Source organism: Stenotrophomonas rhizophila (genome assembly GCF_003651185.1).
Classification (GTDB): domain Bacteria; phylum Pseudomonadota; class Gammaproteobacteria; order Xanthomonadales; family Xanthomonadaceae; genus Stenotrophomonas; species Stenotrophomonas maltophilia_Z.
Genome location: NZ_RCDC01000004.1, coordinates 1,620,974 through 1,637,273, shown reverse-complemented (window position 1 = coordinate 1,637,273; position 16,300 = coordinate 1,620,974). Strand labels below are relative to the sequence as shown.

Below are 16,300 nucleotides of genomic sequence, written 5' to 3'. Positions count from 1 at the left end.
TGCTTCGCGCTTTCCTGCCCCCTGCGCCGCGATGAAACTCGCCATCCTGTCCCGCAACAGCAAGCTGTACTCCACGCGTCGCCTGGTGGAGGCCGCGCGTGCGCGGGGCCATACCGTGCGCATCCTCGATCCGTTGCGCTGTTACATGCGCATCGCCGCGGATGGCTTCACCATGCATTACAAGGGGCGGCCGATCACCGGGGTGGACGCGGTGATCCCGCGCATCGGTGCCTCGGTCACCCGCTACGGGACGGCCGTGCTGCGTCAGTTCGAGATGATGGGCGCGCGCACGCCCAACCCCTCAGACGCCATCCTGCGTGCCCGCGACAAGCTGCGCGCCCACCAGATCCTGGCTTCCAAGGGCATCGACATGCCGGTCACGGTGTTCGGCGACAACCCCGATGACACCGTCGATCTGCTCTCGATGCTGGGCCCGCCGCCGCATGTGGTGAAGCTCAACGAGGGCACCCAGGGCCGCGGCGTGATCCTCACCGAAAAGGCCAGCGCCTCGCGCGGCATCGTGGAGGCACTGCGCGGGCTCTATGCCAACTTCCTGATGCAGGAGTTCATCGGCGAGGCGCAGGGCGCCGACCTGCGCTGCCTGGTGGTCGGCGATCAGGTGGTCGGGGCGATGCAACGGCAGGCGCCGGAGGGGGATTTCCGCTCCAATCTGCATGCCGGGGGCAGCGCCCGGGCCGCCAAGGCCAGCCGGGCCGAGCAGCTGGTGGCGGTGCGCTCGGCCAAGGCGCTGGGCCTGGGCGTAGCCGGCGTCGACCTGATCCGCTCCAGCCGCGGCCCGCTGGTGCTGGAGGTCAACTCCACCCCCGGGCTGGAAGGCATCGAGGCGATCTGCCAGGCCGATCTTGCCGGGCGCATCATCGATCATGTCGCGTCCTTGAAAAAACCTGCAAATACAAAGGGTTGATGCGGTTTTCCAAGGTGCGGCAGGGCCTTAACATCGGTTTAATCGGCCCCGGCGTAGGCTCTGTCGAACCGCAGCTCTGCCCTCCTCAGCAGGATCGGTAATCGGGAAACACCTTCAGGCCCGGTCAGCGTCAGCTGTCCGGGCCTTTTTCTGGCCGGCAGCTTCGTTTTCCCCTGCCATCGGTAACTTGTAGGAAGCCTTTCATCCTCGTAGAGTTGGCTCTCATTCATTTTCGGATAAGGAAGTCAGGGATGTCTCGATTGACCGTTATTGCCCTGCTGGGCTGCTTGTCCTTCGCCGTCCATGCCAAGCCGACCGCGGAAGCCGCCGTCACGCTGACCGCTGATGCCCCTGCCGCCCAGCAGCTGACCAGCGTCGAAAACGCACTGCGCAGTGAGGAGTACAGCGAGATGACCCTGGAAAACCGGAGCCGCGTGCAGGCGGCCCTGAACCGGATCCGGGTAAAGCTGGGCAGCAATGAGCGCGTGGACCAGCTTCCGCCACTGCAGCGCACGGATGTGTTCAATGACCAGGAACTCATCAACACTTTGATGAGCACCGCCAAGGAAGACAGCCGGATGGTCTGCCGCAGCGAACGGCCGACCGGCAGCAACCGGCCGCAGCGTGTCTGCGCCACAGTTGCCCAGCGACGCATTGCGACGGAAAGCGCCAAGAACATGATGCGTGAGCTTCAGCCCGCGCAGTCGAATCAGCGCTGAGTTTTGACGCTGCGCCAGCATTCGACGGTGTCTAATGTTAAGAATCGACGCTGTATGGTCAGCTTGAGGTCGCGCAGTCCCCTTCCACATGCTGCCCTGCGGCTCCGTTCTTTCCGTTGAACCCCACGAATCAGAGGTCCCAGTGCGAATTCTCGTCATCGAAGACAACAGCGACATTGCCGCCAACCTGGGCGATTACCTCGAAGACCGCGGTCACACCGTGGACTTCGCAGCCGATGGCGTCACCGGCCTGCACCTGGCGGTCGTCCATGAGTTCGACGCGATCGTGCTGGACCTCAACCTGCCCGGCATGGATGGGATCGAGGTCTGCCGCAAGCTGCGCAACGAGGCGCGCAAGCAGACCCCGGTGCTGATGCTGACGGCGCGCGATTCCCTGGACAACAAACTGGCCGGCTTCGATTCCGGCGCCGATGACTACCTGATCAAGCCGTTCGCGCTGCAGGAAGTGGAGGTGCGTCTGAACGCCCTGTCGCGTCGCGGCAAGGGCGTGCAGACCCGCGTGCTGGAAACCGGCGATCTGGAATACAACCTGGACACGCTGGAAGTGCGCCGCCAAGGCAAGCTGCTGCAGCTCAACCCGACCGCACTGAAGATCCTGCAGGCGCTGATGGAGGCCTCGCCGGCCGTCGTCACCCGCCAGGAGCTGGAAACCCGCGTGTGGGGCGAGGAGCTGCCGGATTCGGATTCCCTGCGCGTGCATATCCACGGCCTGCGCGCCGTGGTCGACAAGCCCTTCGAGGTTCCGATGATCCAGACCCGTCATGGCATCGGATACCGCATCGCCGCGCCGGAAGCCTGATCCGGTGACGGGCAGGGGGGGGCGTCGCCGCGCGCCATATCGGCGCCGGCTGCGCAGCCGCATCATCGTCTCGTTCGTGCTGTTGGGCTTCTGCCTGACCACGCTGTTTGCGTTCGCCACCAACTGGACCCGCGCCCGCGTGGAAAACCAGCTGGTCGAAGATGTGATGAATCGCAACATCAACGAGTACGCCAAGCGATTCGCGGCCGATCCCTCGCGCAGTCCCGACCTGCCCGTGCAGCAGATGTACGCGCGGCTGGTCCGCTCGGACAAGTTCGAAGCGCTGCGCCAGGAACAGCCGGACTGGTACGAATTCAACGACGGCATCCACGGCGTCAGCGGCGTGGATGACGGCGGCAAGCCGTTTTCCTACAAGCTTGCGGTGCGTAAAACGCCGGACGTATGGTTCTTCCTCGCCTATGACATGACCGAGAGCATCCGCGGTGAGAGCCAGCTCAACCGCGCGCTGTTCTTCTCGGTGCTGGTGTTCAGCGTGCTGTCGCTGGTGCTGGGCTGGTGGTCCGCCTCCAAGGTGATGAAGCCGGTGTCCGATCTGGCCGCCCGCCTGCGCGCATATCGCGGTGGCACCAGCGAGCCCGAGCCGCTGGCACCGCGCTTCCCGGACGATGAAGTGGGCCAGCTCGCCCAAGCGCTGGATGACTACTCCGCGCGCCTCACCGAGGTCGTACAGCGCGACCGCGAATTCAATGCGGACGTCAGCCACGAACTGCGCACGCCGCTGGCCGTCATTCGCGGCGCCACCGAACTGCTGCTGACCCGCCCCGATCTCGATCCGAAGGTGCTGCAGCGCCTGCAGCGCATCCAGCGTGCCGAGCAGCAATGTACCGATCTGATCGGTGCGCTGCTGTTGCTCTCGCGCAACGAGCGCGGGCAGGGCAGCAGCAATGTCGCCCGCGTCTCCGAGCAGCTGCTGGATTCGCACCGTGCCCAGCTCGGCGGCAAGCCGCTGGAGTTGATCCTGGAAGGCAACCACGACCTGGTGATCGATGCGCCGGAATCGGCCCTCTCGGTCGCGTTGGGCAACCTGATCGGCAATGCCGTGAAGTACTCCAAGGAAGGCGCGGTGCGCGTGCGCGTGGGCAACAACGCCGTCGAGGTGATCGACAGCGGCCCCGGCCTGAGCGAAGAAGATGCCGCCAAGCTGTTCCAGCGCGGCTATCGCGGAACGCACGCGGGTCATTCGCAGGGTGGGGGTATCGGCCTGTCCATCGTCAGCCGCCTGTGCGATCTCTACGGCTGGCAGGTCAACGTGCGGCCAGGCGCCGGGCGCGGCGTGATTGCCACGCTGACGTTCTCCCCCGCCTGACACGGTAGAGCCGGCCGTTGGTCGGCTCCTCCAGATCTACCGCGCCGCCAACGCCCGATAGGCCCGATCCAGCCGCTCCACATGCGCCTGCAGGTGGTCCGGGTGGCCATCATTGACCACCACATCATCGGCCAATGCCAGGCGCGCCTCGCGGCTGGCCTGGGCGGCGATCATGCGGTCTGCCAAGGCGGTATCGATGCCATCGCGCTGCATCAGCCGTGCATGCTGCACGGCCACCGGCACGTCCACCACCAGGATCCGCTCCAGCCAGGGATACTGCTGGCGGCCACCGGCCTCGGTGAGCAGCGGAATCGCCGCGATCGCATACGGCCCCTCGGCCTGTTCGCAGGTTTCGCGCAGCAACTGACGGATGGCTGGATGGGTGATCGCCTCCAGCGCCTGGCGTTCCTGCGCCGATTCGAAGATGCGGGCCCGCAGGGCGGCACGGTCCAGCTGGCCATCGGCCAGCAGGATGTCGGTGCCAAAGTGGGTAGCGATCCGCGCCAGCCCCTCGCTGCCCGGTGCCACCACCGCGCGTGCGGCCTGATCGGCGTCGGCCACGGTGATGCCCAGTGCCTCGAAGCGGCGGCTGACCTCGCTCTTGCCGGCGGCAATGCCGCCGGTCAGCCCGATCACGAAGCGGCTCATCGCGCGGCCCTCAACGCAGGCCGGCGTAGCTCAGGTAGCCGTCAATCAACGGCTCGCCCCACATGAACACGATCCAGCCGGCAATGGCCAGGTACGGCCCGAACGGGATCGGCGTGGCCCGGTCACGGCCGCGCGAGTACAGCCAGATCGAGCCGATGATCGCGCCCACCACGGACGAGAGCAGGATGATCGGCAGGATGCCCTTGAGCCCGCACCAGGCGCCCAGAGCCGCCAGCAGCTTGAAATCGCCGTGGCCCATGCCTTCCTTGCCGGTGATCTGCTTGAACAGCCACCACACCGACCACAGCGACAGATAGCCCGCCAGCGCACCCAGCAGGGCCGGCTTGGCCGGCATATAGAGATTGTCGCTGGCCGCGATCAGGCCCAGCCACATCAAGGGTAGGGTCAATTGATCCGGCAACAGTTGGGTACGCAGGTCGATCCCGGACAGCGCCACCAGGAAGCAGCTCAGCACGATCGCGCCGAAGCCTTGCCAGCCGAAGCCGAACTGCCAGACGCTGGCGGCCACCAGCACGGCGGTCAGCAGCTCCACCAGCGGGTACTGGATCGAGATCGGGGCATGGCAATGCCGGCACTTGCCGCGCAGCGCCAGCCAGCTGAACAGCGGGATGTTCTCGTACCAGGACAGCTTGTGCTTGCAATGCGGGCAGTGCGAGGGCTCCACCACGATGCCGGGGGGCGGTGGCTCGTAAATGTCCGGCTCTTCCAGCACCTCGCGCGCATCGCGCTTCCACTCCCACTCCAGCCGCTTGGGCAGGCGCAGGATCACCACGTTGAGGAAACTGCCGATAAGCAGTCCCAGTCCGACCGCGGCGGGGTAGCCGAGACCGGGATGCTGGTCGAGAAATGCCATTGATTAGTTATCCAACTACCGCGCCGAGTTTGAAGATGGGCAGGTACATGCCGATCACCATGCCGCCGACGATGGTACCAATGAACACCATGATCATCGGTTCCAGCAGGCTGCTCAGGGCGTCCACGGCATTGTTGACCTCCTGCTCATAATACTCGGCCACCTTGAACAGCATGGTGTCCAGCGCGCCGGCCTCTTCGCCGATGCCAGTCATCTGCACCACCATGTGTGGGAAGATGTTGACCTGCTTCATGGCCATGTTGACCGGGTAACCGACCGACACGTCGTCGCGCATGCGCAGGACAGCCTCTTCGTACACCTTGTTGCCGGTGGCGCCTGCGACGATGCCCAGCGCCTCCACCAGTGGCACGCCGGCCTTGAAGGTGACGGCGGTGGTGCGGGCGAAGCGGGCGATCGCGCTGTTGTTCATGATCTGGCCGATCACCGGCACCTTCAGGATCAGACGATCCATGGTGTGCTGCATTTTGGGGGAGCGTTTGTAGGCAAAAATGAAGCCGATTACGGAGCCTACGCTGACGGCCAGGATCAGCCACCACCACGACACCATGAAGCGAGACATCGCGACGATCATCTGAGTGAACGCGGGAAGCTCAGCGCCGAAGCCCCTGAACACGTCCTCGAACTGAGGCACAACCCAAATCAATAGAATGGAACTGACCAGCAGTGCCACCACGACAACCATGGTGGGGTAGAACAGTGCCTTTTTGATCTTGCCCTTTAGTGCTTCGATGTTCTCCTTGTAGCTGGCAATGGTATCCAGCACCGTTTCGAGTACACCGGCTCCTTCACCGGCCCTTACCAGATTCCGGTACAACTCATCGAATTGGACAGGATGTCGACTGATCGCTTCGTGCAGAGATGAGCCGCCTTCGATATCGGTCCGGATGGATTCGACGAGCTTCCTCATGCGAGGGTTCTTATGTCCGCTACCGATGATCTCCAGTGCACTGACGATCGGTACGCCTGACTTCATCATGATCGCCATCTGGCGACTGAAAAAGGCGATGTCCTTGGCGCCGACGGCGGAGCCTGCTGCGCCAAATATAGGCTTGGGTTTTGGCTTGACCACGCTCGGCATGATGCCTTGCCGCCGCAGTTCAGCTCTTAAAAGGTTGGCGTTCTTGGCGGGCTGTTCGCCCTTCATCTTGACGCCGCGCTTGTCGGTCCCCTCCCAGACAAACGGTTTCATCTCCATGGTGCTACGCGCCACGGGCTCTTTCTTGATCGCGCTACGGCTGACAGACATACAGGGCTCCCCAGCCGCACCTTCCCCAGGCGGGCTATCTCGCCGCATGGTAGCCGGTTCCGGGATGCGTTGGCAGTCCTGTTCGGCGGTCCGCCTTGGTCCGCGCGCCCGACAGGGACTGTCAAAAAGTGACGCAACGGGTCACATTGCCGGATAGGTCGCAAATTGTTGTGAGGGGGGTTCCAATCCTGAAGATTGGTGCCATCATTGCGCCGGGGAATGCTGGGGAGCATTGCTGGCACTGTTGGCACGCAACCTGCTTCGATCCACCCGCACGGGCGCCCGCCTCGCTCACCCGGTCCGCCGGTCAGGCAACGGCCCAGTGCCCTATCTATATTTCTACCTCTAGGGGACGTACGCATGAAGAAGCAGCAGGGCTTTACCCTGATCGAACTGATGATCGTTGTTGCGATCATCGCCATCCTGGCCGCCATCGCATTGCCGGCTTACCAGGATTACGTGGCTCGCGCTCAGGTTTCCGAAGCGATGACCCTGAGCTCGGGTGCCAAAACGGCTGTAACCGAGTACTACGCCGACAAGGGTGCCTTCCCGACCGCCAACGCCGATGCAGGTCTGGCTGCGGCTGCTTCGATCAACGGTAAGTACGTTGAGAGCGTCACCGTCGGCACCGCTGGGGCCATCACCGCTAAGCTGAAGGGTGCCGGTTCTGTCAGCGCAAAGGTTGCTGGTAAGAACTTCGTGCTGACCCCGGATGATGCCGGCGGCAGCATCACTTGGGATTGCAAGACCGGTGGCAGCATCGATCCGAAGTTCCTGCCGTCGTCCTGCCGTTAATTGCGGGTTGGTGGTGGATGTCAGAAAAGGGCCGCCTAGCGGCCCTTTTCTTTGGTAGGAAACGGTTGGAGAGAGTGTCGTGTCCGAACATCGGGTGCGCGCGTTCGCGCGCTGGTCCAAGGCTGCAGCCGTGCTCGCGTTGCCGGTGCTGGGGGCGCTGGTTTTCCTACCGGGTCTGGGGGGCGGCTTCCTGTTTGACGACCAGCCAAATCTGGTCAACGACCCGGACTGGAAGCTCGAACGCCTGAGTTGGTCGACACTGGGGCAATTGTTTGGTTCCGGCATCGCCAGTGCTTTCGGGCGCCCGCTGGCCATGCTGAGTTTTGCGGTGAACCATGTGCTCACCGGGGCCGACCCGGTGCCGCTCAAGGTGACTGGCTTGGCCATGCATCTGATAAACGCCTTGCTAGTGTGGCTGCTTGCTCGTCAACTTATGAGCATGAGCGCCGCGCTGACGGAGAAGAGGCGGCTGGCCGCCGCCTGGGCCGTGGCGTTCGTATGGATGGTGCATCCTATACAGGTTTCCAGCGCCCTCTACATCGTGCAGCGCATGGAGGTCGGCGCTGCTACGGGCATCTTGATGTCACTACTGTGCTACCTGCGTGCACGCGCAGCCATGTGTGCGGGTGGGCGGGCGTGGCCATGGTGGTTGGGCACCGCCTTGGCCGCCGCGTTTGGCCTCGGCTTCAAGGAAACAGCATTACTGGTTCCCGTGTACTGCCTGCTGCTGGAAGTGTTCGTGCTCCGCTTTGCGGCAGCGAGTGTGCCACAGCGGCGCCTGCTGATTTGGGCTTATGCAATTGGTGGCATGGCCGCCCTGATCATCTTCTTTGGCTGGGTGGTTCCTTCCGCGATGTCGCCAACGGCATACGCTACGCGTGACTTTACCCTCTCCGAGCGGCTCTACAGCCAGTTGCCAGCGTTGCTGCTTTACTTGCGGCAGATATTGTTGCCCTGGCCAGAGTCTCTTAGCTTCTATTACGATAATTTCCCAATTTCGCATGATTTGCTGCGTCCCATCGGCACGCTGCTAGCAGGAATGGTGCTGCTGAGCCTCATGTTGGGCGGGTGGCTGCTGCGCAGGCATTGGCCGCTGACGGCTTTCGGCATTGCATGGTTCTTTGCATCGCACGCGCTGACCAGCAATGTGCAGCCCTTGGAGTTGGTGTTCGAGCATCGCAACTACCTGGCGCTGCTGGGCCTCGTGCTCGCGCTGGTGCAACCTCTGGGGGCAGTGCTGAAACCGATGACCACCGACGCGCGCATGCTGATGCTGGCTGTGCCGCTGGTTTATGTAGGTGCCATGGGCTATGTGCAGGCACTCAGTTGGGGTGATCCGGTAAGGCTTGCTTTGACCTTGACTACGCGCAATCCAGAGTCGTCGCGCGCAGGCTATGAGTATGGGCGTCAGCTTCTCGCCTTGGCCGGAAATGATCCCCACACCCTGGGGTGGTCTATGGCGCTCGGCGAGTTCGAACATGCAGCTGCGCTCCCTAACGCATCGCCGTTGGCGGACCAAGCGTTGATTATTCTAGGCAGTCGCAACGGGGATCCGCTCCCAGAAATGGTATGGGCGCGGTTTAGCGAGAAGATGTTGCGCCGCCCTGTAGGTCCTCAGGAGATAGCCGCGCTGGAGGGTGTTGTGGAGTGCAGGGTTGAACAGCGATGCAGGTTCGCTGACGAACACCAGCTTTTTAGGCTGCTGGTCAATGTCGTGCAACGAAATCCTCGTTCCGCCCGGTTGCGTGCGATCTACGCCAACTACGCCTTCAACGTGGTCGGCGACCGAAAGTTGGCGATGCGTATGATCCGCGAAGCGGTGGCGCTTTCCCCTCGGGATCCTGGCTACAGGTTATGGCTATTGCAGGTCGGGTTGGCATCAAACTTGCTCGAACGATCAGAGGCGGAGGAGGCCTTGACACTGCTGCGCAGAGTCAACGGTCGGGGAGCTTACGCCAGTGATATCAAACGCCTGGAGCTCTGGCAGGCGAGCCATTCCTATTCAAGGGGAGAACAATGAAACAACGTGGTTTTACATTGATTGAATTGATGATCGTTGTGGCGATCGTTGCGATTCTGGCCGCAATTGCCTTACCCGCCTATCAAGATTATGTCGCTAGGGCGCAGGTTGCAGAAGGATTCTCGCTGTCGACCGGGGCCAAGGAAGCGATCGCCACTTACTACTCAGATCATGGGCAGTTTCCGGCGAACAATCTGTCGGCGGGCATGGCGCCGCCAGCGTCACTCACAGGGAACCACGTTGGATCAGTGACAGTCGGCACTAGAGGGGATATTCATGTCAAGTTCTCAAGCTCTGCCAGTGCCAAAATAGCCGGACAGGAACTTGTATTGGCTGCGACTGACTCCAATGGCAGTATTAATTGGAGCTGCGGCGGTCTGGAGGGCAAATATCTTCCCTCATCGTGCCGTTGAACATCCTCCAGTGGGCCGGTGCCTGTATTCAAGTGAACCTCACCGCTGACGGTCGCTATCTGCTTCAATAAACGAGGGCGCTTCGCTCCGGCCGGGGAATCTGGTAAACGTAATGTCTCAGACCTTGCTCAAGTCGACGCTGGTGACCGCGCTGGTCCTTGCTGTCCGACTGCCGGCTCAGGCAGTGTCGCTGATCCTGCTAGCACGATTGCTTGGCGCAGATCGGTTCGGCATGTTTGCTGGCGTCGCCGCCGCCTGCGTCTTTCTGGCTGGTTTTGCAACTTTCGGCACTCATCTGACATTGCTCCGAGACGCATCACGCCAGGAGCAAAATTTGCGCACTGGTTTGGCTACGGCGCTTGGCACGACAATGGCCTGCGGCGCTGCATTAGCCGTCGTTTTCGTCATCATAGCGATGAAATTCTTTCCGATTGGAGGGGTAAGCATTGCATTGCTCGCTGTGTCTGAGCTGCTCCTCCAGCCCGTGATCGTCATCCTTGCCGTCCCGCACCATGCCGCAGGTAGTCCAGCAAAAGCGCAGTCGATCCTCTTGTTGACTTTGATCCTCCGCGCACTCTGGATCACCGTGCTCTACTTATTCATCAGCGGAGCGACATTGGAGGACTACATAGCGGGACACTTTGCTTGCAGCATCTTTGCCTTGATAGCTGCCGCATGGCTTTTGCCAACCCCGTCGCCGCGGCTTCGAGAGCTTAACCTTCTTCCGCGGAGTCAATGGCGCGAAAATGGAGGTTATGCTGTTTTGGCCACCACGGCAGCCGCGCCCAGCGAGTTGGACAAAATCACGGCTAGCAAGCTGCTTAACCCTTTGGCGGCTGGCAGCTATGCGGCATCCGCACGTATCGCTGCGGCAATGGTGATTCCTGTAATAGCGTTGATGCTGGCGATGATTCCCAAGCTCTACCGGCGTTCCTCTGTCGCAGATGGACCTACTTCCGACCTGCCACTTTTTTGGGCAACGGTAGGCTATGGTGCGGTCGCGGGCGGTGCGCTGTACTTGCTCGCGCCCGTGCTCGCGCTTTTGATCGGCCCTTCGTATGTTGGTTTAAGTGATTACGTATCCTGGTTTGCTTTCATCGTTCCAGGCATGTGTCTGAGGCTTTCTGCAGTCAATCTCCTCATGACGATGAACTTGCCTTGGCGACGAGCTGCGGTCGAGATGCTTGGTGCTGCCGCGTTGGTCGTCTTTGCTGTGATGTTCGCAAAGTTGCGAGTCGAGGCGCCCGTCTTGATCTCCGTTGCTATTGTCGAGTATGGGATGGCGGCGGTAGGTTGGGTGATGGTCGGTTACTCGAAACGAGTGATCGTCAGTTCCGCTCAGTAGTCATCACAGGAGTCATACGTCGGATCTGTCCGGTGGCCGTGTCCCATGTCGCAAGGACCGCTGCGTAAATTGGTACTGCCGAACGCCCTCGAATTGAGCGTGTGACAGCGCGGCAAGGCAAGGTCACGCAGCGCCCAAGGATGGCGATGGCGCGATCAAAGCTTGAGTGCGGAAAGAGCTTTCTCGCAAGTAGCCAATGGGCACGGTTCAAGTGGTACTCATAGAATAACGAGCCCTTTCGGGCGCTGGCGGAACCGTCATGCTCGATGCACGCACTGTCCGTTGGCCTTAGTTCATGGCCCTCATCACGCAATCTCGCGGACAGCTCAACGTCTTCCCCATAGAAGAAAAACCCTGTATCGAATAAATCAGACCGGATGACTGCTGGGGTAAGTAGCAAGCAGGCGCCCGTCAAATAGGGTTTCGACCCGCGAGTCGAGCGTTGGAGGATAAGGCCTAGGCGCGGATGGTAGTGCCTTACAGGAGGCAGGATCTGACCTGCCTCTCTGATCATCGGTGCCGTCATCGCTACACCACGTTTCAGTGTTTCAACCATGGCGCAAAGGGCTGAGCGACTTATTCGGGCGTCGGAGTTGATCAGGAGTACGGCACTCTCATCGTCAGGTCCCCGTTCGGCTAGCGCGAGATTGATTGCGGCGCCAAAGCCCAAATTGTTTTTTGGCTGAATAAAGATAGAGATGTCGTCGATGGAGCGGGCCAAGCGCAATCGGAGTTGCGCCAATGACACGCCGCCATCTTCCGAGTTGTCGATCACTATAATACTTTTCACGCCCGCGGCCTGCAGCGAGATCAAGCACGCGTGGGTCCGGTCGATCGTTCTGAAATGTAAAACGATAGCTGTCGTTTTCATCATTTCGACTTGCGGCGAGCAACGATGATGGTTTCCTCGCTGTACCTCGGCGAGAGACATGCGATGATATCTGCCGCTAGCTTGAATGTCTTGCGCCAGCCAGCCGGCTGGCCAGTCTCGCGTTCGAATATGCGCGACGATTCTAGCCAAAGGCCGGGACTCTGTAATCCTCGACGTAGGCATCGGACGTCGGTAAAACCAGCGTCGGAAAGCCATCGTTTCAGCAGTGTTTGATCAGGGATCGCTAAATGGAATGGTGGGTGAAATCCCTTCCACGCTTTGCCGAACAATGAAACGCCGATTGCGGAGGGATTGGGTAATCCCATCCAGAGAATCCCTTCCGGCTCCAGCAGGGAGTGTAGGCGCGAGACGAGGCGCACGGGATTCTCCACATGTTCAATGACGTGATTTAGCGTAATCACACTGAATCGGCGCTGGTCCATTGCCGGATCGAATGCATCACCATGAAGCACGTCCAGACCGAAATTTCTGCAAAGCGATGCGGCAGCTTGGTCTGGCTCGCAACCGGAGCACTGTAGTCCCATTTCAATTGCCCGGCGCATGAAATCCCCATTGCCACAGCCGACATCCAGCAGACTCTTGCCGCTGTGGCAGTAATCCTTAGGAATGTTACGCCCTTGAACATCCAGCATCCAGCGAACGGGGAGCAGCAGGGAAAATACGAGTGCCCCAAATGCCGAGCCTTTGGAGCGGTCCACACCAAAGCGGATCTTAATATAGCCGTCAATCCAGCGTCGCTTCCAGCTCCTGGAAACGTGTTCGCCTGGGAGAGGATTGGCGTGAGTAAAGTACTCGGCGTACGCGAAGGGCAGCGAATTGACGTCAGGGCGGTCACGCAAGTACAGGGAGCGGCAGCGAGCACAACGATCGTAGTGCCAGATGTCCGCGAACTGTGTTTCGTCGTCCGCGCGCGCGTAGACCTCCGGCGGCCCAATTGGAATGCCGCCGCAAAGTGGACACGCATTTACCTTGATGCGATTGCCCTTTGACCACTGCGCGAACTTTATGGTCACCTCAGCGTCTCCGAGTAGAGGTTGATATGCGCATCGATAAATCGCTCAAGAGAAAAGTGATGTCCGATTTTCTTCGCTGCGCGAGTGGAGAGTTCATCGAGAAAGGCGCGATTATCTGCCAAGCGGCGAATGGACGCGGCAAATTGAGCGGGGTCTCCAGTGCGGCAAAGCAGTCCGTCGGATTCGTCCGTGATGATTTCGGGTAGAGAAGAAGCATAGGAGGCGACTGCAGGCGTTCCACATGCCATGGACTCGGCAACTGCAAGGCCGAAACCCTCTAGTCTGCTTGGAAAAAGCAAGACGTCGGCCTGCTGAAGCTCTCGAACCAGTTCTGCCTGGTTCAATCGACCAAGAGCGATTGAATCGTCCGTCAATCCCCATTTTGCTGCTTGATCTCTGTTCCCAGTATGCCGGAGCTGAAAATCTGGGCCGAGCTGCTGCATTATAGGGGCGAGCAAGTCCGAGCCCTTTCGGGTTGAAAAGCTGCCGATATACAGGATCTTGAACGGTGATGCTTGGTCAGCTTTATCAATGGCGGGGCGGAAGATGCTTGTGTCCACGCCATTGTGAATTACCGACAGTTCGACGGAGCCGAAGTGAGCTTTCGTTTGGTTGGCAGTGAACTGGCTAACAGCGATCACGTTGGTTGCACGTTGCAGCGCGGCGCGCTCGACGCGCTCAATCCATAGCCGATGGTAGGCTGTGCGAGCGATGCCTCTACGCTTTCCAGAAATGCCGGTGTGAACGCAATGGTGACTCGTCGCCACAATCGGAATGCTGCCTTTGTAGAAACGAGAGTGTAGCCAGGTGTTGATGTGGACTATGTTTGCCCAGCTGGGCGCACGCTGTATTGGAACGGTCCATGGAAAGTACTCCGCTCTCCGATCTATCCACGCGATTTCCGCTCGGAGGCCTTTCAATCTAAGGCCTTCGCAGAGAATTCGAGTGAAGTGATCGGTGCCTGTGCCCGTTCTTACGGCGGGAAACCACACTGCAGGTTCTGCCGTAGGCGGCGGAGCACGTTCGGGGTGTCGTACGTGGAGGTGTGATGGGGGTAGTGACCAGCCATTCATGGTCATGTGAGCCGTCCCAGCAAATCTCGCACCCGAGCGCCAAAGGCGTCCCAGCTGAATTGCAGTGCGAACACGCGCATCGGAGCTGCAGGAAGTGGATTGCGGATAGCCTGGATTACTGCATTGGCGAAACCGGCACTGTCCCCAGGTTCAACCAAAATCCCGGATACCCCGTCCGCGACGGCGTCGGCCACGCCGCCGGAAGCGTATGCGACTGTGGTCAAACTATGTGCGGCGGCTTCAATCGCAACCATTCCAAACCCTTCTGGGTCACTGCGTTGGGATCGCACCGGGAAAACGTGTACTAAAGACGCAAACATGCTGATGCTAAGTTCTTCGTCACTCACTTCACCAATAAATCGAACCCGTTCGCGGACTGCCGGAGGCGTGTTGGCAAGTAACTGAGCCGGCGTTAGTGCTTCCGAACCAAGCGCGTGACTGGCTACGCCACCAGCCACGACCAAAACTGCTTCGGGATACGCCTCCAATACCGTGGGCAGTTCGTCGCGAATGAATTCCAACAATCCCTTTCGGCGCGTCAGACGGCCAACCGATAGCATTAAAGGTCCTTGTCCCAACGCATGGCGTCGGCGAAAGGCGATTCCCTCAGCCGAACGTCGATCGGTGCCGGAAGTGCGGGGGATTTCTGTGCCAGGATGAACAATATGAAGGCGTGCTGGGTCTATCCCTGCCTCAACGGCAAGCGCGGCGGTCGCTCTACTGTTGACGATCACCAAGTCCAGTCGGCGCAGCACTGGCAGCCATAGCTTTCGATAGGCGGTGTGGTCCACGCTGATGTCCAAGCCATGCAGATAAGCTGCGCAGCGGCCCCCGAAAAGACGGCTTGCCATCCATGCATGGGGAGCGGTTAGCCCGCTGCCGGCCAAGTACGTCGCCGGACGATGGTCGGTGCTTTGTATAAGCGTGCACCAAGCGGCGCTTGCTATGAACCTCCACAAAGGCCTCAGCGGCACCTCACGCAGCTTTGTGCCTGCGGGCGATAGGGCAGCCGCACCGTGGGGACCAATCGCCTGCACCTCAAAAGTGCGCTGTAGTTGCTGAAGCAGGTGCCAATTGAGTCGCTCCATGCCGCCCTGCAGTGGTGGCAAGTTGCGAGTTACCAGCAACAGGCGCCTCAGCTGCAGCCGCTCTGCCTTCATTCCCGTTCCCGCCCGTCCCGAGCCGCTAGATAGGTGAGTCCGGTGATCTGTTCGGAGATCAGTCCAATCAGGAAGATGATCACCGACGCGCTGAATAGCAGGGTGCTCATGTTGGTGAAGCGATGCATGGTGGCGAAGGTGTAACCGTAGTACCCCAGTCCGAGCAGAAAGAAGCCTGCCGCAATCGGCGCGAACAACTTCAATGGGGAGTACAGCGTCGCAATCTTGAAGATGATCAGCAGGAAGCGGATGCCATCCTTTATGGGCCGGATGTGGCTGCCGTTGCCTACCCGCTTGCCCACTGGAATCGGTACGTAAGCCACTGGATAGGCGCTGCGGAAGAAGGCCATGGTGCTCGTGGTGGGGTAGCTGAAACCATTAGGCAGCAAGTGCAGGAACTCGCGGAACCTTCGCGCGCGTGCTGCTCGGAAGCCAGAAGTGAGGTCCAAGATCCTGAACCCGGTCATTTGGCTGGCCATCCAGTTGTAGAAGCTGTTGGCCAAGCCGCGGTGGACGTTGGCCTGGCCGCTGCTGTCGCGTGCACCCACGACCATGTCGTAACCCTCAGCCAGCTTAACTAGCAGGGACTCGATATGACTCGGGTCATGCTGGCCGTCGGCGTCCATGAACACCAAGATCTCGCCGTTGGCGGCGCGGGCGCCCCGCTTAATAGAGGCACCGTTCCCCATTGAATAGGGACTCGAAAGGACGGTGGCGCCATGCTCGCGGCCGATCTGGGCCGTCGCATCCGTCGAGCCGTCGTCCACGACGATGATCTCGGCCTCAGGATACAGGCTGCGTAATGCTGGCAAGGTGCGGAGCAGACCCTCCGCTTCGTTCTTGGCCGGCAGGATGATGCTGATACGTTTCACGGTAAGTCCCCAGTTTCCCCGGGGCAATGGTAACCCGCGCCCGGGGGGCGGAGGAGCAACCTCGCAGCTCTGGGGAGCCTATGGCCCAGTCCAGTGTCGGTTTGCAGTAATCTCTAGTCCTGACATGGGGAGCCAGT

16 protein-coding genes are annotated in these 16,300 nt (G+C 60.6%); 8 read left to right on the top strand and 8 right to left on the bottom strand.

Translation table 11 applies throughout. From position 1 onward, the window contains the following. Positions 1–31 precede the first annotated feature (31 nt). The 4 genes from rimK (at position 32) to BCL79_RS07255 (ending at position 3,791) form a co-directional block, all read left to right on the top strand. Entirely contained in the window at positions 32–925 is an 894-nt protein-coding gene (gene rimK / locus BCL79_RS07270; RefSeq protein ID WP_121039296.1) for a 30S ribosomal protein S6--L-glutamate ligase, read from the top strand. A 251-nt stretch (positions 926–1,176) separates the two neighbouring features. Then, positions 1,177–1,644, top strand: a complete 468-nt coding sequence (locus BCL79_RS07265; RefSeq protein ID WP_121039293.1) for a cell division protein FtsQ/DivIB — start codon at positions 1,177–1,179, stop codon at positions 1,642–1,644. Between the two features lie 142 nt (positions 1,645–1,786). Further along, the gene (locus BCL79_RS07260) at positions 1,787–2,464 is read left to right on the top strand and encodes a response regulator transcription factor (RefSeq protein WP_019183933.1); all 678 of its coding nucleotides are present in this window, start codon (positions 1,787–1,789) and stop codon (positions 2,462–2,464) included. After that, complete coding sequence (locus BCL79_RS07255; RefSeq protein ID WP_121039289.1) at positions 2,427–3,791, top strand: sensor histidine kinase; 1,365 nt, start codon at positions 2,427–2,429, stop codon at positions 3,789–3,791. The genes BCL79_RS07260 and BCL79_RS07255 overlap by 38 nt, the downstream gene beginning before the upstream one ends. A 36-nt stretch (positions 3,792–3,827) precedes the next feature. On the opposite strand, the gene coaE is transcribed toward BCL79_RS07255, so the two are convergent. From coaE to BCL79_RS07240, 3 genes are read right to left on the bottom strand one after another with little or no spacing between them, the layout of a single operon-like run. Continuing rightward, positions 3,828–4,439: a dephospho-CoA kinase gene (gene coaE, locus BCL79_RS07250; RefSeq protein ID WP_121039286.1), complete on the bottom strand. Its 612-nt coding sequence runs from the start codon at positions 4,437–4,439 to the stop codon at positions 3,828–3,830. 10 nt (positions 4,440–4,449) lie between these two features. Next, positions 4,450–5,313, bottom strand: coding sequence for a prepilin peptidase (locus BCL79_RS07245; protein WP_121039283.1), 864 nt, complete (start codon positions 5,311–5,313; stop codon positions 4,450–4,452). A 7-nt stretch (positions 5,314–5,320) separates the two neighbouring features. Next, a complete protein-coding gene (locus BCL79_RS07240; RefSeq protein WP_121039280.1) occupies positions 5,321–6,580 on the bottom strand; it encodes a type II secretion system F family protein in 1,260 nt (419 codons plus the stop codon). Positions 6,581–6,940: 360 nt separating this feature from the next. Between BCL79_RS07240 and BCL79_RS07235 the strand changes: the two genes are divergently transcribed. From BCL79_RS07235 to BCL79_RS07220, 4 genes are all read left to right on the top strand, one after another. Next, the gene (locus tag BCL79_RS07235) at positions 6,941–7,375 is read left to right on the top strand and encodes a pilin (protein WP_121039277.1); all 435 of its coding nucleotides are present in this window, start codon (positions 6,941–6,943) and stop codon (positions 7,373–7,375) included. A gap of 79 nt (positions 7,376–7,454) precedes the next feature. After that, positions 7,455–9,395: a hypothetical protein gene (locus tag BCL79_RS07230; RefSeq protein ID WP_147433865.1), complete on the top strand. Its 1,941-nt coding sequence runs from the start codon at positions 7,455–7,457 to the stop codon at positions 9,393–9,395. Continuing rightward, positions 9,392–9,808 carry a pilin gene (locus BCL79_RS07225; protein WP_121039271.1) on the top strand — a complete coding sequence of 139 codons (417 nt, stop codon included), beginning with the start codon at positions 9,392–9,394 and terminating at the stop codon, positions 9,806–9,808. The genes BCL79_RS07230 and BCL79_RS07225 overlap by 4 nt, the downstream gene beginning before the upstream one ends. A gap of 112 nt (positions 9,809–9,920) precedes the next feature. Further along, entirely contained in the window at positions 9,921–11,153 is a 1,233-nt protein-coding gene (locus BCL79_RS07220) for a lipopolysaccharide biosynthesis protein (protein ID WP_121039268.1), read from the top strand. Here BCL79_RS07220 and BCL79_RS07215 read toward each other — a convergent pair. The 5 genes from BCL79_RS07215 to BCL79_RS07195 form a co-directional block, all read right to left on the bottom strand. Then, on the bottom strand, positions 11,137–12,084 hold the full coding sequence (locus BCL79_RS07215; protein ID WP_183073696.1) for a glycosyltransferase family 2 protein: 948 nt from the start codon (positions 12,082–12,084) through the stop codon (positions 11,137–11,139). The genes BCL79_RS07220 and BCL79_RS07215 overlap by 17 nt on opposite strands. Further along, on the bottom strand, positions 12,024–13,058 hold the full coding sequence (locus BCL79_RS07210; protein WP_121039261.1) for a class I SAM-dependent methyltransferase: 1,035 nt from the start codon (positions 13,056–13,058) through the stop codon (positions 12,024–12,026). The genes BCL79_RS07215 and BCL79_RS07210 overlap by 61 nt, the downstream gene beginning before the upstream one ends. Beyond that, positions 13,055–14,131, bottom strand: coding sequence for a glycosyltransferase family 4 protein (locus tag BCL79_RS07205; RefSeq protein ID WP_259462155.1), 1,077 nt, complete (start codon positions 14,129–14,131; stop codon positions 13,055–13,057). Before BCL79_RS07205 ends, BCL79_RS07210 begins: the two co-directional genes overlap by 4 nt. Positions 14,132–14,133: 2 nt before the next feature. Next, the gene (locus tag BCL79_RS07200; protein WP_259462154.1) at positions 14,134–15,219 is read right to left on the bottom strand and encodes a glycosyltransferase family 4 protein; all 1,086 of its coding nucleotides are present in this window, start codon (positions 15,217–15,219) and stop codon (positions 14,134–14,136) included. Between the two features lie 68 nt (positions 15,220–15,287). Beyond that, the gene (locus BCL79_RS07195) at positions 15,288–16,163 is read right to left on the bottom strand and encodes a glycosyltransferase family 2 protein (RefSeq protein WP_121039252.1); all 876 of its coding nucleotides are present in this window, start codon (positions 16,161–16,163) and stop codon (positions 15,288–15,290) included. Positions 16,164–16,300 lie beyond the last annotated feature (137 nt).